The organism is Larkinella ripae, from assembly GCF_054780775.1.
In genome coordinates this window covers 956846-983024 of sequence record NZ_BAAGVR010000022.1, presented here as the reverse complement: position 1 = coordinate 983024, position 26179 = coordinate 956846, and the positions used below count along the sequence as shown (strand labels likewise).

Here is a 26179-nt window from a genome sequence, read left to right as displayed (position 1 = left end):
TGGGGAGAAAGACGGGTCTCGAACCCGCGACCTCCAGAACCACAATCTGGCGCTCTAACCAACTGAGCTACATCCTCCGTATTGGATTGCAAAGGTAACAAAGAATGATGAATTATAAATGATGAACGATGATTTTTTATTCTCCAAAGCATCCATCATTCATAATTCACCATGGCTATTATACCGCCTGCTGATACCGTTCGTCGGCGCCGTTCCAGTCGACGAGGTTCCACCAGGCTCCGATGTAGTCGGGGCGCTTGTTCTGGTATTTCAGGTAGTACGCGTGTTCCCAAACGTCCAGGCCGAGAATGGGCGTACCTTTTTGCTCGGCAATATCCATTAACGGGTTGTCCTGATTCGGCGTCGAGGTAATCGCCAGTTCGCCACCCGATGTGGCAATCAGCCAGGCCCAGCCGGAACCGAAGCGGGTGGTGGCGGCTTTGGCAAACTCTTCCTTGAACGCATCGAATGAGCCAAATTTCTGGGTGATGGCTTCGGCCAGTTTACCGGTGGGTTCTCCACCGCCATCCGGCGACAGAATCCCCCAGAAAAAAGTATGATTCCAGTGTCCTCCGCCGTTGTTCCGAACCGCAACCGGATATTTGCTAACATCAGCCACCAGTTCTTCGATCGACTTGCCTTCCAGTTCGGTGCCTTTCACCGCGTTGTTGAGGTTGGTCACGTAGGTGTTGTGGTGCTTGCCGTGGTGAATTTCCATCGTTTGTTGGTCGATGTGGGGTTCCAGCGCGTTGCTCGGATACGGAAGGGGAGCTAATTCAAAAGCCATATTGTGATTTGTTAAGGTTAGACATACACTAAAGTTGTCAAACGCGATAACAGCGACTTTTTCATTTATGTTCGTAAGCCCCGAAAAAAGTTGTGTAAGAGATGCAGACTTTCGTCCGCCAGAACGCCCGTCGTCAAGGCGGTTTTCGGATGAAGCAGGGACGGCTGAACGTTCGTATACCCCCGTTTGGGATCGGGCGCGCCAGTCACCAGGCGTCCGAGCTGCGCCCAGAATAAAGCTCCGGCGCACATCACACACGGTTCCAGCGTTACGTACAAGGTGCAGTCGGTCAGGTATTTGGAGCCCAGGTAGTGTTCGGCGGCCGTCAGGGCCAGCAGTTCGGCATGGGCCGTAACGTCGGCGAGTCGTTCGGTTTGGTTATAACCTTTCGCAATGATGCGGTTTCGGCACACCACGACGGCCCCGACCGGAATTTCGCCTTCCTCAAAAGCTGATTCGGCCAGCTCCAGGGCGATTCCCATGAAATACGCATCGTTGAACATTCGCGGGCGGTTTTTGATTGGGCTGACCGATCGGTCAGCCCAATCAAAAATTAGCGTTTCAGAATCTTCCGGACCGTGGTTCGGTTGCCAATCTGGATTTGCAGAAAATAAGAACCGGAAGCGTACGGGCTTAAATCGAGGCTGGTCTGCCGCTGCCGGGTTGTCAATTGTTTGGTCACTCGCCCGGTTTCATCGGTCAGTTGAAGTTGCGCCGGTTCTTTCTGCAGCGGCAAATCAATATCAATCGTCAGGATCGTTTCGGCGGGAACCGGGAATACCTTGACGGCGGTGATCAGCGGATCAGGTTCCAGCCCCAGAACGGGAAGCACACGAACGAGGGCCGTTCCGGTGGCCTTCCCAACCCCGCAACCGTTCGATACCGAAACCGCCCGGTAGCTGGTCGACCGAATGGGTGTGACCGGCAGCAGATGCGGATTGGTACTGGTTGTCAGTTTGAGCGTGCGGGTGCTGTCGGCGTACTCAAACGTCCAGGGGCCGTCGCCCGTGAACGCAAAAGACAGGGAGGTGCTTTCGTTGTCGTAAATATCTTTGGACCCGGTAAGCGTAACAGTTGGCAGGGCGCGAATATTCAGAATCGTTGGGCTACTGCTGCCCGGCACCGGAACCTGCGGATTGGTGGCGGTGACGCGAACGCGGTACAACCCCTGGGCCAGGGTGGTCGGAATGGGAGCCGTGATGGGACTTTGCATCGCATCGGTTATAATCTCGGTTTTGTTCACAAAGGCCGTATCCGAAACCGGGGCCACTTCGACGCGGAAGGAGTTGCCCTGCGTAAATTCGCCGGTCGACGTGAACGGTACCTGAATCGAAGTGCCAACACAAAGCGTCGTTACCGACAAAGGGTTGGTGGTAACAGTGGGCACGACGGCATTCACCGTAAACGTCCCGACCGGCGTTCCGGCTCCGCAGGAGTTTGCAATGTTGGTGACGGTGTAGATCGTCGTTTTTTTCGTGGGTAACAGATTAATTTCCTGCTGCGTTGTAACCGAAGTGCCGCTGGTGCCATCCGACAAGGTATAACTGAAAGGCGGCACACTGGTAAAGGTAATGGTAACCGGTACGGTTTTTCCAAGGGCCACGGTGGCCGTACCTTCGATTTTGGCCGTCGGCGGTGCGTTGACAATCAGTTTGATTTCTGACTTCCGGCTTTCGCACCCATTGACTGCTTTTTGCGTCACAAAGTACGAATCCCCTTCCGGTTTAGTGGAAATATTCGTGGTGGGCGGCACGGGTGCCGCTGATGATTCGCGGCCGTAAGGATCAATCCACTTCAGATTCTGGCCCGTTGCTTCCAGCGGTTTTGCCGTTGCGTTCTGGCAATAGGTTACCGGCGTAACGGCGGTCGGTTTTGCCGTTACATTAACTTTGTACGTGACGGTCAGTTTGTCACTCTCGCAGCCATCGACAGTTTGGGTGGTTTTATAGGTGTAGGTCGTTTCCTGCTCAACGATCGTCGTTGGTTTGGGGGCTTCACCGAGCAGCTTATCGGTATTGTCAAACCATTTAACGCCCTGACCGCCAGCCAGAAGTGTTTCCGCAGGCGCGTCCTGGCAAACTTCTTTGTTAGCGATGGTGGGCGCGGCCGGTAGCGGTTTTACCCGAATCTGAGTTCTGGTTTTCGGCCCCTCGCAGGCTTTCAGCGTCTGGCTCACGTAATAAACAAACGTTCCGGCAATGTCGGTGCTCTGGGCGGCATTGGTTACCACCGTTACCGAGTCATTAGTGTACCATTTGAGTCCTTCTCCGGTGGCCTTCAACGCAACCGCCGTTTCTTTCTGACAAACAATGGGTCGGTCAATTGTCACCTGGGGCGCGGTGGGCGTCGGATTAACCGTTACGCTGATCTCGGTTACATCGCTGGTGCAATTGCTCAAGGTCTGGCTAACACGGTAGGTATATTTTCGGGCCTCTGCGGTCGGAATGGCGGGTGCTGCGGGCACTGAACCCCCGTTGGCATTAAACCAGTTGAGCTGAGCCCCGGTTTCGGCCGTTGCTGCCAGCACGGGTGCGTTGGTATTTTGGCAAAATTCAATGGATGAATTCGTTACGCTCGGTTTACCCGGTTTTCGTTTGATCACCACTATTGTAGTCTCTTTTGGCCCTTCGCAGCCTTTTACTGTTTGCGTAGCGGCATATTCTAAGGAACCGGTGGTGCTGGTTGGGGGCGTGGGTACCGAAATTTTTGCGCCCTTGTCGTCATACCATTGGATGTTTTCGCCGGTCGCTTTCAAGGCTATTGCGGTTTCACCCTGACAATACGGATCAACTGCCGTGATCACTGGTTTAGCCGGTAAAGCGTTAACGGTAACATCTAATTTTGCCCGCTCACTGACGCAGCCATTGACGGTTTGGGCAACGTAATAACTATACGCCCCGACGGTGGTGACGGGTGGTGTTGGAACCGTTCCTGAGCCGGTTCCGCCTGTCGTGGCTGTAAACCAGGTCAGTGTTGCCGAAGTGGCTTTGGTAACATTCGCATCCAGATTCAAAACCGGCGTACCCACGCAGGCCAGAACCTCCTTCGTACCCGGTGCAACCGGTTTTTCTTTGACGGTTACCGTAATTTTTACGTTCTCGCTTTCACAGCCATCCACACGCTGCCGCACGGTATACTCGAATGTACCCGCACTGGAAGAACTGGGTTTGGGGGCCGTGGTCGCGTTAGTAATACCCGGTCCATTCCAGAGCAGGGTTCCACCGGTGGAAGCGGTGGCCGCCAATACCGGAATGGTTTCGTCTTCGCAATACGACAATGCCGTTTGGGCAACGGTTGGAGCCGCCGGTAACGCTTTTACGTTGACAGCAATGGCTGTCCGAGGGCCTTCGCAACCATTCACCGTCTGGCTCACGTAATACGTTTTAGTGCCGCTTGTTTTGGTATCCGGCGTAATGGCAACGGCGCTCGTGCCGCCCGATGCCACATCGTACCATTTCAGGTTCTGGCCGGTCGCTACGAGGGCGGTGGCCGTCTCGTTTTGGCAGAAAGCGACCGCGCTCATCGCGACCGGAGCCGCCGGAATGGGGTTAACGGTTACCTGAATCAGGGCTTTTGGGCTTTCACAACTGGTCCCTACTGTCTGGCTTACTGAATAAGACGTAACGCCGGTTGAGGTAGTAACCGGTGTGGGCGGTGCCGATAGTTTGTTACCGTCCAAACCGTACCATTGGAGGGTTCCTCCGCTGGCGGCAATGGCCGAAAGGGGTGTTGCGGTAACACCCGCGCAATAGCCTACCGGCGTTACGGTCGGTGCCGGGGGCGTTAATTTGACCTCAACGCTGATTTCCGCCCGATCGCTTTCGCAATCGTTGACGGTTTGGCTGACGTAAAATTTGAAAGTGCCGGGCGTGCTGGTATTGGGCGTACTGGAAACCGATTCGCCACCGGTTGGGGCGTTGTACCACTTTAAATTCTGGCCGGTTGCGGTTAAGCCCGTGGCAGCCTGGTTCTGGCAGTAGACTGGTCCCGCGCCGACCGTGGGAGCCGCCGGTTTTGCTTTGACCGTCACGACGATGGATGCGCGCGGGCCTTCGCAGCCGTTGATCGTTTGACTGACGTAATAGGTCGTGCTGCCCACCGCGCCCGCGGACGGAGTTGGCGCGGTTCCGGAAGCGGTTCCTCCCGTTGCGCTTGTGCCATACCAATTCAACGTACCACCGTTGGCTGGCGATGCGGTGAGGGCCGCAGCGGGTGAATTCTGGCAGAGGGTCAACGGGTTGGTGCCGGGTGCCGAGGGGGTCGCGGTAATGGTAACGGCAATGGCGGCCCGGTCGCTTTCACAACCGTTGGCCCCCTTCTGACTTACATAATAGCGGGTTGTTCCGGGAGGTAATGACAAGACAGTAGGAGCAACCGGTAAGCCAATGCCGCCGGTGGCTTCGGTACCGTACCAAAGCAGCGAATTGCCACTAGCAGGAGTGGCGGACAGAGCGACGGGTGTTATTCCCTGGCAGGCTAAAACCGGGGTCTCGACCGCCGGAGGAGCCGGTTTTGCGGTGACGGTTACGACTATACTGGCCCGCGGACCTTCGCAATCGCCAATGGCCTGGCTGACGTAATAGGTTGCCGTTCCGGGCGTATTGGTCAAGGGCGTCGGAGCGTTTCCGGAGAATTTGCCGCCCGTTGCGTCCGTGCCGTACCATCTGAGGCTGGCTCCCGGTGATGGCGTAGCGACCAGCGCAGAGGCATTAACGCCCTGGCAGTACGTAGGTGCCGCGCCGGTGCCCGGTGCGCCGGGAACGGGATTGACCGTAACCGTCAGCTCGGCCCGGGGGCTTTCACAGCCATTGAGCGTTTGACTGACGTAATAACTGGTTACACCCGCTGAAGTCGCCGAAGGCACGGGGGCCGCGGCAGAAGACGAACCTCCGGATTCACTGGTTCCCCACCATTTGAGGGTAGCGCCCGAACTGGGGGAAGCCAGCAGGGCCGATGGGGAAGCACCTTGACAATATGTAATGTCGGATGTGCCGGGAGGTCCCGGTGTAGCGGTAATCGTAAGGGTTGTTGTGCTTGCACTGCCATTAACGGCCGGACTGGTCGATACGACACGAACGCGGTATCCTGAACCGTTTACTCCGGGCGGAATGGTGACGGCGATAGGGCTGCTGGTACCCGAACCGAGGTCCGAAAACGAGCCTGAAGCGGTGGCATACTGAACCTTAAATTGATTTCCGGTGGCGAAAGTCCCCGACGTAGTAAACGGAACGGTAATCGTGCCGCCGGCGCATAGCGAGGAAGCTGGTAAGGCGCCCGTTGTAATCGTCTGTGAAAAAGCCATTCCGACACTTCCCGCGAACACAACCAGCAAAAGGCAATACAGACGTAGTAGTTTATTCATATAAAATCGCAGATTTTAGGAGGGGTGGATGGTTAGGTATCTTTGTATTGTTCAGAATTAGTATCCAAAAATACAAATTACATCGACTGATAAATAATCTCGTGGATTTGACGCCGGATTTTTTGGGTATTGATGAGGGTATTGGCCGCGCTGGGGTTCACGCGATTGGACAGAAAAATGAAGACGAGATCGTAATCGGGATCAACCCAGATGACATTGCCGGTAAAACCGGTATGCCCAAACGAGCGGGGTGACACCTGCGTGGCGTGGTAAACACTGTTGCCATCGACTTCCGGTTTATCCCAGCCCAGCACGCGGTGGCTGCGGTCGCTCTGCGTTCTGACAAACAGCGGAACCGTGCCCGGCATCAAAAACCGCTGACCGCCGTAGTTGCCCCGTTGCAGGTTCATTTGCAGGATTTTGGCAATGTCATTGGCATCGCCAAACAGACCGGCATGGCCCGACACACCGCCCTGCAACGCGGCTAACTGATCGTGAACGGTTCCCTGCAACAGCGAATTGCGGAAGTACGTATCCTGTTCGGTTGGCGCAATCCGGTTGCCCGGGTGGCACTGAAGCGGGTTGAAGCAGAGCGTCGAAATGCCCAGGGGCTTGTATAAATTTTCGTTCAGGAAACTGTCCAGCGGTTTATTGGAAACCCGCTCCACCAGTTTTTGCAGAATCACAAAACTCAAATCGCTGTAGACGTAATTGTAACGACCGGCTTCGTCGATGCGGTTGGTCAGCGGGGTCCGGACGATCCATTGCCAGATCGAATCGCGCAGGGCCGGAGCGGCAAACAGCGCGGGGCCCACCTGCAACGAGTGCAGACTGTCCCGAATGGCCCGGAACTCCGCCGTGCCCGAGGATTTTGCCCGTTCGATGGCCCGTGGCAAACCCGCCGGTAAGCCGGTCTGGTGCAGCAACACATCGCTAACGGTCATGTTCCGTTTGCTGCTGTTCTGAAATTCGGGCAGATAATAAGCAACTTTCTGATTCAAATCGATGGCTCCGCGCTCATTCAGCAGCATTACGCCTTGCAGCGTGGCCAGCACTTTCGTGAGCGATGCCAGATCATACAGCGTTTCGTCCGTTACGCGTTCAAAACTGTTGTAAGCCAGCGTACCAAAACTTTTGTCAAAAACCACTTTTCCCTTCCGGGCCACCAGCACCTGACAACCGGGAAACGCACGGTCGCGGATGGCTTTCTGAACCACGGTTTCGATGTGCCGCAGTTGCCCCGAACGCATGCCGACGCTTTCGGGCAGGCTATACGCCAGGCGTTGGTTGGGGGCCGTAAACAAACCGTAGCCAATTTTCCAGTCGCCGATGGTAACCGGCATCACGCCTTTGGCGGGAACCGCGCCAAACAGGATTTGCGGAACCACCCGCTGCATTTCTTCACCGTCTTCGTAGGCGCACAAAACCGCATCGGCTTCCGTACCCACAAACGGCCGAAGGGCATACGCCGGTCCGAACGCACAGACAACCACCCGAACTCCTCTCTGCTTCAGGCGGTTGATCAGACTCAGCGATGCATTGGTAACGCCGTAACTCCAGCGCGCCGAAGGACTCATCCGGTGGAAGCTCACGAAAACCAGGTTGGCGTCACCGATCTGGGTCAGCATTTCGTCAACACTGTTGTCGCCTGCCGGTTTTTCGCTATACGTAAGCTGTTTGACCGACGCATACCGACTCAACATTTTCTGGAACGCATTGCCATAGTCGGCTCCGATGGAAACCGAAGCCAGGCGCAGGGTGTCCAGCGTACTGACCGGGAGCAGGTTATTCGTATTCTTAACAAGCGTAACCGCCTGTTCGCACAGTTCCTGCTTGAGCAACTGCGCTTCCGACGAATTCAGGTCACGATTGAGGTTTTCGAGCTGGATAGGTTGGTATTTATTCAAGCCGGTCCAGTATTTGGCCCGCAGAATTTTCTTTACTTTTTCGTCGATCAGCTCCTGCGAAATCTTTCCCTGATCAATGGCGCTGGCAATCTTGTGAACCGCATCAGGAACATTTTCCGGATAGAGCAGAACGTCGTTCCCCGCCATCAGCGCGCGCAGGTTGATTTCTTCGGCGGGCAATTTGCCAATGCCTCCCATGTTGAGCGCGTCGGTAAACACCAGACCGCGGAAGCCCAGTTCTTTTTTCAGCAGATCAGTAACAATCTTTTCGGACAAAGTAGCCGCCAGCCGGGGGGTGTTATCGACAACCGGCACGTGCAGGTGACCCGTTACGACGCCCATCAAACTGTCGGCGATCAGTTTACGGAATGGATACAGATCAATCTCATTTAACTGCGTAACGGAGCGGCTGATGGTCGGAAGGGTGAGGTGCGAATCGCTGCTGGCGTCGCCGTGGCCGGGGAAGTGCTTGGCGGTGGCAATGACGCGGGTGTGCTGCAGGCCTTTCATGTAGGCAATGGCCTTCAGCGCCACATTTTCCTTGGACTCACCAAACGAACGATTACCGATAACCGGATTTGACGGGTTGCTGTTGATATCGGAAACCGGCGCGAAGTTGATGTGAATGCCCAGACGCTGGCATTGCCGCCCGATTTCGGCCCCCATGCGGTACACCACGGCGGTGTCGCGGAGCGCGCCGAGCGTCATCTGCTTCGGAAAATCCATCGTGCTGTCGAGCCGCATGCCCAGCCCCCATTCGCCGTCAATACCGATCAGGAGTGGAATACGCGTGGCAGCCTGGTAGCGATTGGTAAGAATGGCCTGCCGGTTTGGGCCGCCCTGGAAGAAAATCAGACCGCCGATGTTGTAGTGACGAACCAGCGTTTCGATGTATTGGTAATGAGCCTCGTCGCGATTCGAGAAGGTGGCAACCATAAAAAACTGCCCGATCTTCTGCTCCCGGCTCATGGTCCGGAAGACGCTGTCGACCCACCGCTGCTGTTGCGGAGCCGACCCCAGGACTTCGACCGGATGGGCAAAGACTTTAGGGCGCCAGACTTCCGGTTTTGCCGCCAGCCTGGTCGGCGTTTCTTTCGAAAAAGAGGTCAGGAAACGGGTCGATAGTAGGGCCTGATGCCAGGAAGGCCGTTCCAGACCGGAACGGTCCCATCCAAAAGCTGTCAAAAAACCGGCCATCAACACAGCCACCACTACCCGAGAGACAACTTGAATGCGCATTTTGGTTAAGAAGTACAGTTACGTCAGGTTGTACAGTTTAATCCATTCAAGTGATAAAGTTAACTAAATAACGAAAAGATGCCTAATAAAAACATACGTTTTCGTTCCTATATGTTCCTGAAATCAGACAATATCAGGCCCTGATTCAGGCAATAAAAACAGATTTGATGGTTGATAAAGCCCATTTAAAGCGCGAAATAATCCACCCAAAAACCGGCAATTCCTGTGCCATAAAAAAACGGTGCCACAACCTAAGTCGTGGCACCGTTATGAAGGAAGGTAGGTGAATCTTACAGAAATTTTTTACGCAGGGTCACCAGCGTTTGCACAACCGATGGCGCTGCGGCCTGAACACAAGTTGTGAGGGTACGCTTATCGGTAACCGTCACCGTGGCCGTTTTGCAGACCTCCGGTTTATACTGCTTCGCTTTGCGGTGCGCTGAGAACAGGTTGTGCGGATGCCCCATCGCCGAAGCATTCAGGCTGGCACCGAACAATAAGCAAACTATTACCAATTTTTTCATACTCTTCACGGGATGGTCCCTTGTTAAGTTCTTTACAAAGATATAGGTTTTATATCGTACCTTGCAATACATAGTACCTTGTTTTTCTTAAAAAGTTTTTAAACGGTACTATGGAAGGATGAACGGTATTGATTCGTGAACCTAAGCTATGTTTTCGTTTTAAGACGTAGTAAGCGCTAAAAAGTAACGTAAAGATACCTGCTCTTTTTTCTGCTTTCCAGTAAAAGTAGGCGAACCGCTCGAAAGGAAAGATGGACCGTCAGAAAGATGGGACGAAATTAAGCCTGCGTCCGACAAGTACCGAGATTCAGGGGACGAAATCAGGGAATGACAATCCGTTTGACGGCGCCATCGTCTTTTTGGGTAACGTTGACAAAGTAAACGCCTTTCGCCTTTTTGTCAATGTCGATCTGCCCGGCGTAACTCCCCGAAAAATCCTTTACGTCTTTCTTGGCGACTTCCTTGCCGTCGGGCGTGGTGACCCGGATGCGGATATCTCCTTTGACCGGGGCCGTGAAACGCACGTTCAACTCGTTGGTTTCGGGATTGTTCGGATACACCTGAAGGTTTCGGATGGTCGATGCTTTGGCGCCTTCGTCCAGCGACCAGCTCCAGTTGCGGAACGAATCTTCCATGCGTTGCCCGAAGTTTTCCGGCCAGCTGAACTCCATGCGTTTCAGCCGATCGACCAGCGAGTCGGAATCAAAACGGTAGCTTTTTTGCAACTGCCCGTCTTTGTAGTACCGGAATTCGCCGGGACCCGCTGGCCGGTTGGGCCGACGCGCCGTGATGTTCCGGTCTCCGCGTTTGATCACCCGGTCGGCGGTGCGGTTTTTGTTGTGCTCCGCATTATCGTTCCGGTGGTACGTATAATGACCGTCATTTTCATCAATCACAATCGTGATCTGGCCTTTCTCGCTGCCGCGTTTGGTCCGGATCGAATCCACCAGCCGGTTCACCAGGGCATCCCGCTCATCATCCCGCAGTCCGTTCAGGCGGTAGCTGCGTTCCACTTCCCGAACATCCCCGCCGTTGGTCCGCTCGATAATCTTCACATTCACGCTGTTTTGGTCAGCATCGGTTTTCTTTTCAGCTTGGGCCAGCGCCGTGGCCGACCAGCCGCTTACCAGCAAGGCTGCCAGGATCAGGCGGTAACGGATTCCAGAATAGGTGTTCATTTTTATGAATTGTTTTACGTCAGGAAACTCTGCAAACCTAGAGCAATTCGAATGGTTTCGTTGTTAAAGTATGTTAAAAGGGTGTGGCGGTTTGAGCCCGTAGGCTACGGTTTTCGTAATTTTAGGTGGGTTAACAGTCAATAGATGATGGATTGAACCCAAATGTTGCACCGGAAGAATAAAAAATGACAAAACAACGCATACGCTGGATTGCCGTGTTGATGACCGTTGGGTTGCTGGGGCTGATTTCGCTCCAGCTCTACTGGATCGACAATGCGCTGTCGTTGCAGAAAGAACAATTCGATTCGCGGGTCACCGACGGATTGCAGGAAGTGGTGCGGACGCTGGAACGGCAGGAAATCCTGTATCTGGCCCGGCAACGCATGAATCAACAGCAACAGAAGCAACAACTGATGGCCATTTCCCGACCCGCCATCAGCAAGCCCGTCGAGAAGGTGGTCCGAAAAAAACCGGTGGAAGCGCCGGAACCGATGGCCGCCCGGCTGCCGAAAGAAACCAAACCGTTTTCCTCCGAACCGGAAAGCGCCAGCGGGACGGTTCCGGTGAGCGCCTGGCAGCAAACGCAGGTGTCGCCTTCCGATGCGTTTCATTCCGACTTTCAGAAACTGTCGGATGCTCAGCAGAAGCATTTCGAGGACCTGGTTCGGCAGCAGGATGCCCTGGGTCCCGACGAACTCTGGGATTTGCAGATGCAGCAGCAACGGCACTTCAATCGCCTAGTCGATCAGGTTTTTGAGCGGCAATTGCGAATCATGTACGGCCAGCCGGTTGTCGATAGTACGTCGATTCTGAAAAAACCGATCAGTAAGGAAAGAATTGTGCAGAAGATTCGGCCAAAACGGAAAGTCACCGTGCCCCAGACGCTGTCAATCGTGGCATCGACCTCCAAAGCCGGGTTAAAGAAAGTAGAGCAACAATCGGAAATGGTGAAAGGGGTGGTGCGGGATCTGCTGTTTGCCAACCGGCCCATTGAAAGCCGCGTCAACCGCGCCCTGCTGGATTCGTTGCTGAAAGAAGCCATGGCGGAGCGGGGCATCAGCATCCCGTTTGAATACGGCGTCCGGACCAACGTGGGCATGGGTTTTGCCAAACCGCACCTGCTGTTTGCGTCACACTCGAATCGGCAGATGCCGGACAAAAAGAAGGTCTACAAGGCGGTTTTGTTTCCGAATAATTTCCTGGAGAAAGGAAACCATGTTTACGTTTATTTTCCGGATCAGCAGCAGTTTATCTGGCGAAAGATGAGTGCCATTCTGGCCGGATCGGCGGTGTTGGTGCTGGTGATTGTGGCGTGTTTCTACGTCGCCATCAACACGATTCTGCGGCAGAAAAAACTGGCCGATATCAAGAACGATTTCATCAATAACATGACGCACGAGTTCAAAACGCCGATTTCGACCATCTCGCTGGCCGTGGAAATGGCCCAGGAGCAACTCAGTCACGGAATCGAAAAATCGGAAGAACCGGCAACGCGCCTGACCCGCTACATGGGCATCATCCGCGACGAAACCCGGCGGTTGGGCACGCACGTCGAAAAAGTGCTGCAGATGGCCCTGCTCGACCGCGATACGGCGGGGAAAGGCACCGTGAAGCTCAAACTGTCATCGGTTAACATTCACGATGCCATCGGCAATGTGTTGAACACCATTGGCTTGCAGATTGAACAAAAGCAGGGCGACGTGCATCTGGATTTTGAAGCCGCCGACGAAATTGTGGAAGCGGACGACGTGCACCTGAGCAATATTTTGTACAATTTGCTCGATAACGCCATCAAGTATTCACCCGAAAAACCGGATATTACCATCCGGACGCGGAACGTGGAAAACGGCGTGAGCATTACCGTCGCCGACCACGGCATTGGTATGACGAAAGATCAGCTCAGCCGGATTTTCGAGAAGTTTTACCGGGTGCCGACGGGAAATCTGCACGATGTCAAAGGCTTCGGGCTGGGCCTGAGTTACGTCAAAAAAATGGTTGAAGAACACCACGGTTCCATTCAGGTCGAAAGCCAGTTGGGAAAAGGAAGTTCGTTTGAAGTAGTTTTGCCATACCAACACTCATAAACTCCTCCGGTTAACTCTCCTGTTCTCTGGTCAGCTCCGCGAAACAACTCAAGAGCTATTTCGCGGAGCTAGGCGGAGGAAAACAAAGTTAACCGGAGAAAACGCCATATGCCTAAGCTCCTACTGGTTGAAGATGACCCGAATCTGGGTCTGTTGTTGCAGGAATACCTGAGTTCGAAAGGCTATGATACGGATTTGGCCACCGACGGCAATCAGGGCTGGCAGCGGTTTGTCGATCACGCCTACGACCTGTGTCTGTTCGATGTGATGCTGCCGAAAAAAGACGGTTTTTCGCTGGCGAAGGAAGTGCGGATGTCGGGCCGCGATGTGCCGATTATCTTCCTGACGGCCAAGTCGATGAAGGAAGACACCATTCAGGGTTTCCGGATCGGGGCCGACGATTACATGACCAAACCGTTCAGCATGGAAGAGTTGCTGCTGCGGATTCAGGCCATTCTCCGGCGGTACCACAAAACCGATGAGGTGCAGCAGCCCACCACCTACCAGATCGGCTCGTTTTCCTTTGATTTTGCGCACCAGCTGCTCACCCGCAACGGAGCGGATGTCAAACTGACCAGCAAGGAGGCCGCTTTGCTCAAATTATTTGCCCAGAATAAAAACCAGCCGCTCAGTCGCAGTTTTGCCCTGAAACTGATTTGGGGGGACGATTCGTACTTCAACGCCCGCAGCATGGACGTTTACATCACCAAACTCCGCAAATACCTGAGAGAAGACGAGTCGGTGCAGATTGTCAACCTGCACGGCGAAGGATTTAAACTCATGGCGTAACGTTTCGGTGTGTTATCTTTGTTATGGAAATAACGATAGCCTATGTTACGAAGACCCCGCAGAAATAGAAAATCACCCGTCATCCGGGATTTAGTACAGGAAAATTCACTTTCGCTCAACGACCTGATTTACCCCATGTTTGTGATGGAAGGCGAGGGGGTTCGCTCCGAAATCGCTTCCATGCCGGGCGTGGCCCGGTTTTCGCTCGATCTGTTGCTGGAAGAAATGCAGGAATGCGTCGATCTGGGCCTGCGGACGTTCGCCTTGTTTCCCAACCTGCCCGAAAGCAAGAAAGATAAGTACGCGACCGAAAGCTACAACCCCGATGGCCTGTACCTGCAAGCCGTCAAAGCCATTAAAAACCGGTTTCCGGCGATTGCGCTGATGACCGATGTGGCAATGGACCCCTACAGCTCCGACGGTCACGACGGGATTGTGGAAGAGCACGACAACGGGTTTGAAATTGTCAATGACGACTCGCTGGTGGTGCTGGGCAAAATGGCGCTGGCCCAGGCGCGGGCCGGGGCCGACATCGTTGGGCCCTCGGATATGATGGACGGACGCATCGCCTACATTCGCGAACTGCTGGACAAGGAAGGCTTCACCAACGTTTCCATCATGGCCTATACCGCCAAATACGCCGGGGCCTTCTACGGTCCCTTCCGCGACGCGCTGGACTCGGCCCCCCGGTTTGGCGACAAAAAATCGTACCAGATGAATCCGGCCAACAGCCGCGAAGCGCTGATCGAAGCCGAACTGGATTATGCCGAAGGGGCCGACTTCCTGATGGTCAAACCGGCAATGGCGTATCTGGACATCATCAAACTGCTGAACGATAATTTTGATCTGCCCATTGCGGCATACAATGTGAGCGGAGAGTATGCCATGGTCAAAGCCGCAGCCGCCAACGGCTGGATCGACGGCGAACGCGCCATGCTCGAAATTCTGACGGCCATGAAACGGGCCGGTGCCAAAATTATTCTGACGTATTTTGCCAAAGAAGTGGCCCAACTTCGCAAAGCGTAAGACTTTCCAAAACCGGTAGGGACGTTTCGGCGTCCCGTTCTACCTTTGCAGCATGAGCAGTATTCTAATCCGCAACGCCCGGCTGGTCAACGAAGGCCACATCCGTGAAACCGATGTTTTTTGCAAAGACGGTTTTATCGAACAAATCGGTTCCGGTCTGAGTCAACCGGCTGATACCGTTATCGACGCCAACGGAACCTATTTATTACCCGGCGTGATCGACGATCAGGTGCATTTCCGCGAACCCGGTTTGACGCACAAAGCCACCATTCGGTCCGAAGCGCGGGCCGCGGTGGCGGGTGGTGTCACGAGTTTTATGGAAATGCCCAACACGGTTCCGAACGTGCTGACGCAGGAATTGCTGGCGCAGAAATACGCGATTGCTGCCCGGACCTCCCTCGCCAACTACTCGTTTTTTATGGGTGGTTCCAATGACAATCTGGAGGAAGTCCTGAAAACCGACCCCGAAACCGTCTGTGGTATCAAGCTTTTCATGGGTTCGTCAACCGGTAACATGCTGGTCGATAATGTGAAGGTGCTGGAAGGCGTGTTCCGGGATAGTCCGATGCTGATTGCGACCCACTGCGAAGACGAAGCCACCGTCCGCGCCAATACGGCGCACTACAAAGAAGTATACGGCGACGCGGCCACGGCCGCCCTGCATCCCCTGATCCGGAACGAGGAAGCCTGCCTGAAATCGTCGTCGCTGGCGGTTGAGCTGGCCCGGAAACACAACACCCGGCTGCACATTCTGCATATTTCGACGGCCGATGAGCTGATGCTGTTTGATAATGCGGTTCCGTTGAAAGAAAAACGGATTACGGCCGAAGTTTGCGTACACCACCTCTGGTTCGATGCCGACGACTACGCCCGGCTGGGCAACCTGATCAAATGCAATCCGGCCATCAAGGCTCCGCACCACAAACCGCAGCTCTGGCAGGCGCTGCTCGACGACCGGCTGGACATCATTGCCACCGACCACGCCCCCCACACCTGGGACGAAAAAAAGCAACCCTACTGGCAGGCCCCTTCCGGTTTGCCGCTGGTGCAGCACCCCTTGTTGATCATGCTGGAAGCGGTGCAGCAGGGAAAGCTGCCGATCGAGAAGGTGGTGGAGAAAATGTGCCATGCGCCCGCCGATTGTTTCCAGATCGACCGGCGCGGGTATGTGCGGGAGGGCTACTGGGCCGATCTGGTGCTGGTTGATCCGAATCAGAAAACCGCCGTTGCCAGCGAGACGATTCAGTATCAGTGCGGCTGGTCGCCCCTGGAGGGTACGGTTTTCAGCCATTCCGTGACGCACACGATCGTATCGGGAAATCTGGCCTACGCCCACGGCAAATGGAATGAAACAACACCGGGGCAGCGCCTGCGGTTTGTCCGGTAAGAACAAAAAAGGTCGGCTCAAGTGCCGACCTTTTTTGATTTAATACGTTAACCTGATTCAGGCAAGCTTTCGCCTGTAAAAACATCGGTTGAGCACAGATAAATATAAATTGCTAAATTTCTCGTAACACCAGGATTTCAACTGTTTTACCTCTGCGGGGATTAGAAGACCGATGGCTTTTTTCAATTCCTTCTCAAACAATTTTTTGTCAAAGCTGACTTTTTGAAGGATCGTCTTAATATACTCCAGCATTGTTGCCATACTACATACTACGTTTTTTTGGTTAGAGTTTTGAGGATCTACTCCACATTCAAAAGAAGCACGACAAGCTAGGAAATGGACCCGTCGCGTCTCCAAAATTGTAACGCATTCTGATTATTTTTGTTGCTCAAATTTAGAGATGAAATTTTTAAAATTCCAATTTTTAGTTGTATTATTTTTTTGTGGCCCACTGAGCCTGAAACTGTTAGCTCAGGAGGCTGCGGTTACTATTGATTTGGGCGAAACCGACATTTCGATTGAACGGCCCTTCACCATCTCGGTCGTCATCCAAAACAGCGATTCCCGGCCGGTTGTCAACTTTCCGGCCATCCGGGGTTTCACCAAAAAAGGAACCTCCACCAGCGTCACGCCCGCCGAGGTCAACGGAAAAACCGTTGTTTCACAAGTAATTACGCAGTCGTACAGCGCCGTGAAGCCGGGACAGTACCGGCTGCCGCCGTTTGAGCTGGTGGTCGGCGAAACCACAATTCAGTCCGAAGAAGTCATTATTACGGTTCGTCCTTCCTCCATCCCGACCGACAGCGTTGCTGCCTTCGTCGCTCCTCCGGGGCCCGTTGCCCGGAATGACGTTTTTCTTTCCCTAAGTACCTCCAAAACCGCGGTTTACACGGGCGAAGGATTTTCGCTAAAATTGTCTTTTTTTGTGGCTGAATCCTACCCGTTCGAGTTAAAATTTTATGAACTCGATCAACAGCTCCAGCAACTCCTGAAAACCCTGCGTCCACCGAACTGCTGGGAAGAAAACGAAGGCATTACCGACCTATCGCGGCACCCGGTTTTTTTCAACGGAAAACGCTACGCCGAATACCGGATTTATCAGGCCACCTTTTTTCCGCTCAACAAGCAGTCCATCCAGATTCCGTCGGTGAGCCTGAAGCTGCTGCAGTTCCGGCCCGCGGCCAAACCGGGTGGAGAACCCAAAAAAGAAATGGTGGCCTATGCGACCCGTCCGCTGTCGATTCAGGTAACGCCACTGCCACCGCATCCGCTCCGCGACCGGGTGGCCGTTGGACAATACCGGCTGATCGAAAACATTCTGCGCAAGAATCCGGCGGTTGGCCAGAGCGTGCAGTACAACTTTCGGATTACCGGCGAAGGCAACATTGCCTCCCTGCCCGCGCCGATTGTACCCGATTCAACAACCTTCGATATTTTTCCGCCCGCCGAGAAGGGGTCCATCAACCGGGCGGGGGGCAATGTGTCGGGCTACAAGACGTTTTCCTACGCCCTGATTCCCCGGCAGAACGGCAAGTTTCCGCTGGCTTCCTACTTTCAGTGGATTTATTTCGATCTCAAACAGCAGCGGTACGACACGCTGCGTTCGGCGATCACCCTGCGCGTGGGCGGAACCGCTTTGCCGGAAGGCGACACGGTGCGGGTGAGTTTGCCGGGTTCTATTTATACCGGTATCGAGCAAACGGATAGCTCAAAACAACCCCTTAATCTCCAGGAAATGCTTCGCTTGCTGGTAAATATCCTGCTGGTGGGCATGATTCTGGGAATGATGTATTTATTTTGGAGAAAATAAGAGGGAACTTAAGGGTTGACGTTTAAGGAAAATGCCAGGCCGACTATCGTTAACCCCTAACCCTCAAGCGAAAGAATGAGCAGTACATACGGAACGCTATTTAAAATTGCCACGTTTGGCGAATCTCACGGAGCCGCAATCGGTGTGATCATCGACGGTTGCCCCGCCGGTCTGGACGTGGATACCGCCTTCATTCAGTCGGAACTGGATCGCCGGAAACCGGGTCAGTCGCGCATCACCACCCAACGGCGCGAAAAAGACGAGTTTCAGGTGCTGTCCGGCATTTTTGAAGGAAAAACCGAAGGGACGCCCATCAGCCTGCTGATCTGGAACGAAGACCAGCGCAGCAAGGACTATTCGCACATTGCCCAGCAATTCCGCCCTTCACACGCCGATTATACGTACCAGCAGAAATACGGTGTCCGTGATTACCGGGGGGGAGGCCGCAGTTCGGCCCGCGAAACGGCGGCCCGGGTGGCGGCTGGGGCTCTGGCCAAATTGCTGTTGAAGCAGCAGGGCGTCAGCGTTCAGGCGTATGTGTCACAGGTCGGTAAGCTGAAACTCGAAACGCCCTACCAGCAACTCGAACTGGCCCGGGCCGAGGAAAATGCCGTGCGTTGTCCGGACCCGGAACTGGCGCAGCGGATGTTCGACTACATCGACGAAACCCGCAAACAGGGCGACTCGGTCGGGGGCGTGGTGTCCTGCGTCGTGACGGGCGCTCCGGCGGGCTGGGGAGAACCGGTTTTTGACAAACTGCACGCCGAGTTGGGCAAAGCCATGCTGAGCATCAACGCCGTCAAAGGCTTCGAATACGGCAGCGGTTTTGCCGGCGTCGAACGCCACGGTTCCGAGCACAACGACGAATTTTACATCGAACCCGGCGACGAAACCGGGCGTGTTCGGACCAAAACGAATCATTCGGGGGGCATTCAGGGCGGCATTTCCAACGGCGAGGATATTTATTTTCGGGTGGCCTTTAAGCCCGTCGCCACGATCATGCAGGATCAGCACAGCGTGGATGCCGGGGGCAATCCGGTGGTGGTGTCGGGCAAAGGCCGGCACGATCCCTGCGTGGTGCCGCGCGCCGTTCCGATAGTGGAAGCCATGGCCGCGCTGGTGCTGGCCGATTTTTACCTGCGGAATAGAGCAGCAAAAGTGTAACCGGTTTTGCAAAGACCTGAAAACAAGCGGGTAGCGGTTTGTGGATGGGGCCGAAAGGCCGTCCTTCTCGTTGGCTTTGCGTTGACGGGCTGGTCATTAGTCGCCCAGCCGCTCCGGCGCTACACGTTTGAACGGGGCTTGTTCGGAACCGAGTACCGGAACGTTTTCTACGCTCCGACCGATAGCCTGGCTCAGGCCGTTCGGCGGGCGGTCGATGCCCGGATGGATTCGCTCAATGTCATCATGAGCGACTACCTGGATGGCAGCGAAATCAACCGGCTTTCGGCAACGGCGGGTTCGGGCCGGTGGGTGCCGGTTTCGCCTTCTTTGTACGCGGTGCTCCGTCGCGCTGTTGCCATCGCCCGAAAATCGGACGGTTTATACGATCCGACGATTGGTCCCCTGTCGCAGCTCTGGCGTCGGGCGGTCCGGCGCAAAGTCTTTCCCTCCAGGTCAGAGCTGCGAAAAGCCCACCGGCTGGTCGATTACCGGTTCATCAGGTTTGATTCTCTGACGCACCAAATCTTACTGAAAAAACCGGGTATGCGACTGGATGTGGGCGGTATCGGTCAGGGATTTGCCAACGACGAAGCCATGATCATTCTGCGGCAAATGGGCGTTCAGTCGGCCCTGCTCGACATTGGGGGCGATGTTCTGGTGAGCGGGCCGCCACCGGGCGAACGCGGCTGGCGGATTCTGACGGGCTTCGGGACCGATACGACGACCCTGCTGTTGAAAAATGCGGCCATCACCGCATCGGGGGCCACGTACCGGTTTCTGGAACACCAGGGCCGACGGTATTCGCATCTGATGAATCCCCGAACGGGCTTGGGCTTGTTGCACCACGTTCAGACAACGGTTCTGGCCGCCGACGGGGCCCAGGCCGACGCGCTGACTAAAGTGTTCAGCGTGGCCGGAATCCGGAAAAGCCGCCGATTGATCCGGCGGTTTCCGGGCGTAAGCGTTTGGGTCACAGAAATCAGGAATAAGAAACCGAGAACGTGGCATTCAAAAAACCGTAGCGGAGAAGGACAAGGCTGAGCGGGGGCGTTGCTCCACTGATTTATCATGAAAATAGAAAATACAAAGAATGAATTGTATTTTTAATGGCGTCTGGCACCCTAAATAACAAATCCTTAACATAGTTGGGCGGTTTTTCGTAATTTCATCACGGCATTCATCAACAAATTATCTTCGGAAACCTGACCTATGAACGGGAAATTCTCTCTGTTGGCTGCGGTATTGACCGCCATCGTATTGGGTGCCGGGGCGCAGACGCCACCATCGCCCACTTACAAAGCCAACGACCGCTTTGAACAGATGGGCCCCCTGCTGCCCACGCCTAACACCTTCCGCACGGCTTCCGGCTCCCCCGGTCGTGATTTTTTCCAAAACCGGGCCGATTACGACATCAAAGTAGAACTCGACGATGTCAACCAGAAAATAACGGGCTCGGAACTGGTTACTTACTTCAACAATTCGCCCGACGAACTGAAATACATCTGGCTGCAACTCGATCAGAATTACTTCGAGAAAGGGTCAATCGGTGGAATAACCGGAACCGGGAGCGTCAGGCAGACGGGGCTGTCAGCGGCAGCACTGGGTGAATTGACAACGACAGCCGGACACGCCCGCGGAAAAGCTTTTGACGGCGATTTCGGTTATAAAATTACGGCGGTAAAAGACAAAACCGGCAAGCCGCTGAAGTATACCATCAACCAGACCATGATGCGGATTGACCTGCCGACGTCCTTAAAACCGGGTCAGAGTTTTGCGTTCGGCGTTGACTGGAACTACCTGATTACGGAGTATTACGGCCGGAGCGGTTTTGAATATTTCGCCAAAGACGGAAACTTCAATTACTTTATTGCGCACTGGTTTCCGCGTTTGGCGGCTTACGATGATGTGAACGGCTGGCAGCACAAGCAGTTTCTGGGACAGGGTGAGTTCACGCTCATTTTCGGAAATTATAAGGTCGCCATTACGGTTCCGAACGATCATGTTGTGGTGGCATCGGGCGAGTGCCAGAATTACAAGCAGGTGCTGACGCCCACGCAGGCGCAGCGGATGCAAAAAGCCGCCACTTCCAAAACCCCGGTTTTGATCGTGACGCAGGCCGAAGCCGAAGCCGCGGAGAAAGCCAAACCGACCGGCAAGAAAACCTGGATCTACAAAGCCGACAACGTGCGCGACTTCGCCTTTGCGTCTTCCCGCAAATTCATCTGGGATGCCATGCAAACCGACGTTTACGGCGATGGGCGCAAAATCTGGAGTATGTCGGTCTATCCGAAAGAAGGCAACCCGCTCTGGGGCCAATATTCGACCCGGGCCGTGGAGCATACCTTGAAATCCTACGGAAACCGGACGTTCAAGTACCCGTACCCCGTAGCCATTTCCTGCCATTCCGTACCGGGTGGGGGCATGGAATACCCGATGATCAGCTTCAACGGCGGGCGGCCCGACCCGGACGGCACGTATACCGAAGCCGTGAAAGCCGGAATGATCGGGGTAATCATCCACGAAGTGGGGCACAACTTTTTTCCGATGATCGTCAACTCCGACGAGCGGCAGTGGACCTGGATGGACGAAGGACTGAACACCTTCTGTCAATACCTGGCGGAGAAGGAATGGGACTATAAATTTCCGACCCGGCGCGGAGAACCCAATCAAATTGTGGAGTATATGAAATCCGACAAATCGGTGCTGTCGCCGATCATGACGTCCTCGGATAACGTCATCAGTCTGGGGCCGAATGCGTACGCAAAACCGGCTACGGCCTTAAATATTCTGCGCGAAACGGTCATGGGCCGCGAGTTGTTTGACTACGCGTTCAAGGAATATGCGCGACGCTGGATGTTTAAAAACCCCACGCCGGCGGATTTCTTCCGGACGATGGAAGATGCCTCGGGCGTGGATCTGGACTGGTTCTGGAAGGGCTGGTTCTACGGCGTCGAGCCCGTCGATCAGGATCTGGTCGAAGTCGATTGGTACACAATCAACACCCAGAACCCCGACGTTGAAAAAGCCCTCGCCCGCACCGAAGCCGAAGGCAAGGCCAAAACCATCAGCAAGCTGCGCGATGCGGCCACCCAGCAGCAAACCGTCGTGGCCCAGGATTCGACCATGAAGGACTTCTACAACAGCTACGATCCCTACGCGGTGACGGACGCCGACCGGAAGAAGTACCAGGAGTATCTGACGACGCTCACCGAACAGGAGCGCAGGGTGCTCAACACCACCGGCAACTTCTACACGCTGACGCTGAAGAACAAAGGCGGTTTGCCCATGCCGGTGATTGTCAGGATGCAGTTTGAGGACGGCACGGATTCGGTGGCTCGTTTTCCGGCGGAGATCTGGCGGTTCAACGACGGGCAGATTCAGAAGGTGATTGCCACCGCCAAGAAGGTGACCCAGTGGACGCTCGACCCTTTCCAGGAAATTGCCGACATCGATTCGGATAACAACTCCTATCCGCGGGTGTCAAAACCGACGCGCTTCCAGTTGTTCAAGCAACAGGGAGCGAGCCGTGGCGCTACCAATCCGATGCAGCAGCAACAATTAGCACAGCCCCCCGCCCGGCAGGGAGGAGCGAATAAAAATGAATAATGACCAAGGAATGACGAACAAGGCCGGGCCTGGGACCGGGTTTCGATATTCTTTCGTCCTTATGCCTTGTTCCTTGTTCATTATTCATTAAGTTTGCACCCAATTCGGGATGTAGCACAGCCAGGTAGTGTACTTGCATGGGGTGCAAGGGGTCGTGGGTTCGAATCCCGCCATCCCGACGGGCTCAAAGGCAAAACAGAAATTCTTCTGTTTTGCCTTTTTTTATGGACTTCCAGAACCCGGCCGGTTTTGAAACCTTTACGGGCTGGGTAATTGGTGGAGCTGGAGCAAATTACCGCAGGTATCGTCGAACGTAGCCATGAGGCCCCACTCGGTTCTAGCTGGCGGTTTGGTGAAAACGACGCCGGCCTGGGTCAGGCGCTCGTAGTCCTGCTGAATGTTCTGGGTACTGAAGACGATGGCTGGTAAACCGGCCTGAAAAAGCGCCTGTTGATGGCTTTTGCCAATCGGGTTGTCGCTGGGTTCGAGCAACAGGCCCGTGCCTGCCGGGTCTTCCGGCGAAACCACAATGGCCAGCCGGGCTTCGGGGACATGCATCCGTTCGAGAAACCCCAGGGTTTGGGTGTAGAAGGTAAAGGCAGCGTTGGGATCGTGAACGAACACACTGGTTAGGCCGATTTTCATACGAACAGGGAGTTAGGGGAAAGAAGATTGAAAATTCAGGCGGGTTGCGCCTGGTTAGTCTTCTTCAAGAGCAGGGCGCAGATTATCGAAATAACCAGACCAATCGGCATTACCTCGGTATACGTTAGTAAAACGACCAGCAACGGATTTTTGTACATCGCTTTGTAGTTTTCCATTTCGCCCGCTTTCGTGGCTAATTCGGCTGGCGAAGCGCCGTCGCTTTGGGCTTCCCTCAACACGTGGGCGGTGTACTTGTCCATGAAGTCGGGAATGAAAACATAATAGTCGATCAGCCAGACGAGGACGTACAGGCTGGACGAAATAAGCGTGATGTATAGGCCAATTTTAAACGCCTGCCCGAACGAGATCGTCCCGTCGCTGTATTTATCCCGGTAATTTTTTATGCCCACAAAAATAACCGAAAACGCCAGCACCATCGACGCATACCCCAGCGCCATGTTGCTTTCGAAGGTGTTGGTGAGGTAGCAAAATGCCGTCGAGACGACCATCACCGCGGTCAGGATAAAACCGGAAATGAGTCCGCAGATCAGAATGATTTTTTTCATCGGAGTTGACTGGTTTGGTAGGCCGCAAAGGTGAGAACGAGCGCTCGTTTGCCCCTCATTCTTTCGGGTGATTTACGGCCCGTGCGCCGAAATTCATGCTTTGGTGGGAGCTTTTCAGGGAATCAGGTGGAGTCGTTTGGCTTTTTCAACGGCCTGCGTCCGGCGCCGGACCTCCAGTTTTTCCAGCACGTTCGACGAATGCGTTTTAACGGTGTTGAGCGAAACAAACAACCGGGCTGCGATTTCCTGATTGCTCAGCCCCTCGGCAATCAGTTGCAACACTTCCAGTTCGCGTTTGCTTAACCCGGTTTTCGCCAGCGCGTCTTCGTTCAGCCTAAAACCGGTCGGTTGGGAACGGTAAACAGCCTTTTCCACGACGACGGTTTCGACTTTAGGCCGGGTCAGTTTCTGGGCGAGCCAGATGCCTAAACCCGTAAAAAGCAGGGCAATCGCACCAATGTAAATTTCCGATGTGTGGCTGATAATCAAAAACCGTAATTCAAGCCATTTCAGCAGAAATAAAAGCAGCGCCAGCGAAAGGCCGTACAGAATAGCGAGCTTATTTCGGAGCAGGAAATTGACAAATACGTGCATTGCTGGTGATAAGGCGTTGACTGAAAACAGAAAGTAACGATTTAAAACCGCCTTTTCCACCTTAGTTAGTCGCAAAAAGTGCTTCATAATGGGCCGACGGTTCCAGGATGCCGCCACTCTGGTCGTAGAACGATGAGTCCGTCCGGTAAACCCCTTTCTGCGTTTTGGTCCAGGATGCGCCCGCTTTGGGGTGGTACGACATGAGCTTGTCCCAGTTCTTGAAATACTGATGGCCGTTGGTTTCCTGCAACCCGACCGTCATCCCGGGAAAGGGCGGCAGCCGGGCGGCCACGGCTTTGTTCCAGTCGACCAGAATGGGGTTCACGGTCAGGTCAGCGCAGAAACACGGTATTTTTTTCTCGTACGCCAACTGCGTGATTTTCATCGTCATGCTGAGCGTTTTGGCAATCGCTTTCACGGCAATGGCCGAGTAGCCCTGCTCGATCCGGCGGGCGGCATCCTCGGCGGTGTGCGCGCTTTCGTCGGCGGCCACCCGCACGCCCAGATCACCCACAAACACCTCGTTGGTTTCTTCAAACGGTTCTTCAATCACCGCAATCTGGTTGAAGGCACCGATCTTTTGGGCGTGGTCCAGAAACCGCAGCAACGTTTCCTTCTTCTCGTAGCGTCCGTTGGCGTCGAAGTAATACGGTATTTTTCCGGATTTGGTGTACGGGGTTTCGTAGTGCCCGATGGCCCGGTGCACCGCCGTCAGAAAGGCGATGTCGTTCGCAAGCATTTCCGACTGCGTTCCGGCCGACCCGGTTTTCAGCTTCATGATGAAATACCCCTCGTCGGCTGCGGTTTTGATGCGTTCGGCGGTGGTGCCCACGCTGAACGACGGAATGCTGGCCACTTTGGAGTGCCGGTACGACAAACCCGGTTTATAGGCCGCCGGAATCATGTCGTCGAACCGCGCCATTTTATTTTCCTGCGCGTAGAGCAGCCAGGCGGCATTATCGACGCAGACCAGCGCGTTCAGGGCGAAGGTTTTCCGCAGATTCGGGTTGCGGGTAATCTGTTTGCCGTACGCCAGCACTTCCGGCAAAACCGCATCCAGCAACTCGACCGGTGAGGTAAATGAGCTGCCTTTGATAAGCTGCAAAGCCCGTTCGCTCATGGCGTACATCAGCGCGTTTCCGGCGGTTTCGGAATGGGCGGCAAACACGCTGGCGTCCGACCAGAGCACGCCCTGCGTGGCCAGCCCGATTTTCCGAACGCCCGAATCGGATTCGAGCAGCGCCATCGTCTGCCAGCTATCGGTGATGGCGCTGCCCTTGAAGCGGTAGGGGTTGAGCGGTTCGCGTTCAAAATTGGAGCTGACGTTCCGGATCCGAATGTTCGCCACCGGTTTTTCCGGTTCGCTCATCACGGAAGGTCGTGCAAAACCGTTCAGGCCGACGGCTGTCAGCGCGCCCGTGTAACCCATAAATTCCCGACGGTTCATAGGGGACGGTTTTCGGTTTACCGGTTTCGGCATCCGGTTTTTGGCGGTCTACTCATCATCAAAT

Annotated in this window: 19 protein-coding genes and 2 tRNA genes; 9 read left to right on the top strand and 12 right to left on the bottom strand. The window is 54.6% G+C overall.

Annotated elements, in window-relative coordinates; all coding sequences use genetic code 11:
* From ACYVHX_RS17020 to ACYVHX_RS16990, 7 genes are all read right to left on the bottom strand, one after another.
* A tRNA-His gene (locus tag ACYVHX_RS17020) sits at positions 1–77 on the bottom strand.
* Between the two features lie 101 nt (positions 78–178).
* A complete protein-coding gene (locus ACYVHX_RS17015; protein WP_460672862.1) occupies positions 179–787 on the bottom strand; it encodes a superoxide dismutase in 609 nt (202 codons plus the stop codon).
* 65 nt (positions 788–852) lie between these two features.
* Positions 853–1290 carry a nucleoside deaminase gene (locus tag ACYVHX_RS17010; protein WP_460672861.1) on the bottom strand — a complete coding sequence of 146 codons (438 nt, stop codon included), beginning with the start codon at positions 1288–1290 and terminating at the stop codon, positions 853–855.
* 50 nt (positions 1291–1340) lie between these two features.
* Positions 1341–6149, bottom strand: a complete 4809-nt coding sequence (locus tag ACYVHX_RS17005) for an Ig-like domain-containing protein (protein WP_460672860.1) — start codon at positions 6147–6149, stop codon at positions 1341–1343.
* Between the two features lie 77 nt (positions 6150–6226).
* The gene (locus ACYVHX_RS17000; protein WP_460672859.1) at positions 6227–9295 is read right to left on the bottom strand and encodes a glycoside hydrolase family 3 N-terminal domain-containing protein; all 3069 of its coding nucleotides are present in this window, start codon (positions 9293–9295) and stop codon (positions 6227–6229) included.
* A gap of 290 nt (positions 9296–9585) precedes the next feature.
* Positions 9586–9819 carry a hypothetical protein gene (locus ACYVHX_RS16995; protein ID WP_460672858.1) on the bottom strand — a complete coding sequence of 78 codons (234 nt, stop codon included), beginning with the start codon at positions 9817–9819 and terminating at the stop codon, positions 9586–9588.
* Between the two features lie 320 nt (positions 9820–10139).
* Entirely contained in the window at positions 10140–10997 is an 858-nt protein-coding gene (locus ACYVHX_RS16990) for a T9SS type A sorting domain-containing protein (protein ID WP_460672857.1), read from the bottom strand.
* Positions 10998–11182: 185 nt separating this feature from the next.
* On the opposite strand from ACYVHX_RS16990, the gene ACYVHX_RS16985 reads away from it, so the two are divergent.
* The 4 genes from ACYVHX_RS16985 to ACYVHX_RS16970 all read left to right on the top strand — a co-directional run bounded on the left by ACYVHX_RS16985 (position 11183) and on the right by ACYVHX_RS16970 (position 16283).
* Positions 11183–13081, top strand: coding sequence for a sensor histidine kinase (locus tag ACYVHX_RS16985; RefSeq protein WP_460672856.1), 1899 nt, complete (start codon positions 11183–11185; stop codon positions 13079–13081).
* A 108-nt stretch (positions 13082–13189) separates the two neighbouring features.
* Positions 13190–13870, top strand: a complete 681-nt coding sequence (locus ACYVHX_RS16980) for a response regulator transcription factor (protein ID WP_460672855.1) — start codon at positions 13190–13192, stop codon at positions 13868–13870.
* Between the two features lie 42 nt (positions 13871–13912).
* The gene (gene hemB / locus ACYVHX_RS16975; RefSeq protein ID WP_460672854.1) at positions 13913–14896 is read left to right on the top strand and encodes a porphobilinogen synthase; all 984 of its coding nucleotides are present in this window, start codon (positions 13913–13915) and stop codon (positions 14894–14896) included.
* Positions 14897–14948: 52 nt separating this feature from the next.
* Positions 14949–16283 (top strand): dihydroorotase, encoded by a 1335-nt coding sequence (locus ACYVHX_RS16970; protein WP_460672853.1) that lies wholly within the window; start codon positions 14949–14951, stop codon positions 16281–16283.
* A gap of 57 nt (positions 16284–16340) precedes the next feature.
* Here the strand turns inward: ACYVHX_RS16970 and ACYVHX_RS16965 are convergent, their stop codons facing one another.
* Positions 16341–16544, bottom strand: coding sequence for a hypothetical protein (locus ACYVHX_RS16965; RefSeq protein WP_460672852.1), 204 nt, complete (start codon positions 16542–16544; stop codon positions 16341–16343).
* Positions 16545–16779: 235 nt separating this feature from the next.
* On the opposite strand from ACYVHX_RS16965, the gene ACYVHX_RS16960 reads away from it, so the two are divergent.
* The 5 genes from ACYVHX_RS16960 to ACYVHX_RS16940 all read left to right on the top strand — a co-directional run bounded on the left by ACYVHX_RS16960 (position 16780) and on the right by ACYVHX_RS16940 (position 23042).
* The gene (locus ACYVHX_RS16960) at positions 16780–18093 is read left to right on the top strand and encodes a BatD family protein (RefSeq protein ID WP_460672851.1); all 1314 of its coding nucleotides are present in this window, start codon (positions 16780–16782) and stop codon (positions 18091–18093) included.
* A gap of 75 nt (positions 18094–18168) precedes the next feature.
* On the top strand, positions 18169–19257 hold the full coding sequence (aroC, locus tag ACYVHX_RS16955; RefSeq protein WP_460672850.1) for a chorismate synthase: 1089 nt from the start codon (positions 18169–18171) through the stop codon (positions 19255–19257).
* 6 nt (positions 19258–19263) lie between these two features.
* Positions 19264–20298, top strand: coding sequence for an FAD:protein FMN transferase (locus tag ACYVHX_RS16950; RefSeq protein WP_460672849.1), 1035 nt, complete (start codon positions 19264–19266; stop codon positions 20296–20298).
* 168 nt (positions 20299–20466) lie between these two features.
* The gene (locus ACYVHX_RS16945; protein ID WP_460672848.1) at positions 20467–22863 is read left to right on the top strand and encodes a M1 family metallopeptidase; all 2397 of its coding nucleotides are present in this window, start codon (positions 20467–20469) and stop codon (positions 22861–22863) included.
* A 105-nt stretch (positions 22864–22968) separates the two neighbouring features.
* Positions 22969–23042 (top strand) — tRNA-Pro (locus ACYVHX_RS16940).
* Between the two features lie 79 nt (positions 23043–23121).
* Here the strand turns inward: ACYVHX_RS16940 and ACYVHX_RS16935 are convergent.
* The 4 genes from ACYVHX_RS16935 to ACYVHX_RS16920 all read right to left on the bottom strand — a co-directional run bounded on the left by ACYVHX_RS16935 (position 23122) and on the right by ACYVHX_RS16920 (position 26115).
* On the bottom strand, positions 23122–23508 hold the full coding sequence (locus ACYVHX_RS16935) for a VOC family protein (RefSeq protein WP_460672847.1): 387 nt from the start codon (positions 23506–23508) through the stop codon (positions 23122–23124).
* Positions 23509–23543: 35 nt separating this feature from the next.
* Positions 23544–24074, bottom strand: coding sequence for a DUF4199 domain-containing protein (locus ACYVHX_RS16930; protein WP_460672846.1), 531 nt, complete (start codon positions 24072–24074; stop codon positions 23544–23546).
* A gap of 114 nt (positions 24075–24188) precedes the next feature.
* On the bottom strand, positions 24189–24668 hold the full coding sequence (locus ACYVHX_RS16925; protein ID WP_460672845.1) for a response regulator transcription factor: 480 nt from the start codon (positions 24666–24668) through the stop codon (positions 24189–24191).
* 61 nt (positions 24669–24729) lie between these two features.
* The gene (locus ACYVHX_RS16920) at positions 24730–26115 is read right to left on the bottom strand and encodes an enolase C-terminal domain-like protein (RefSeq protein ID WP_460672844.1); all 1386 of its coding nucleotides are present in this window, start codon (positions 26113–26115) and stop codon (positions 24730–24732) included.
* Positions 26116–26179 lie beyond the last annotated feature (64 nt).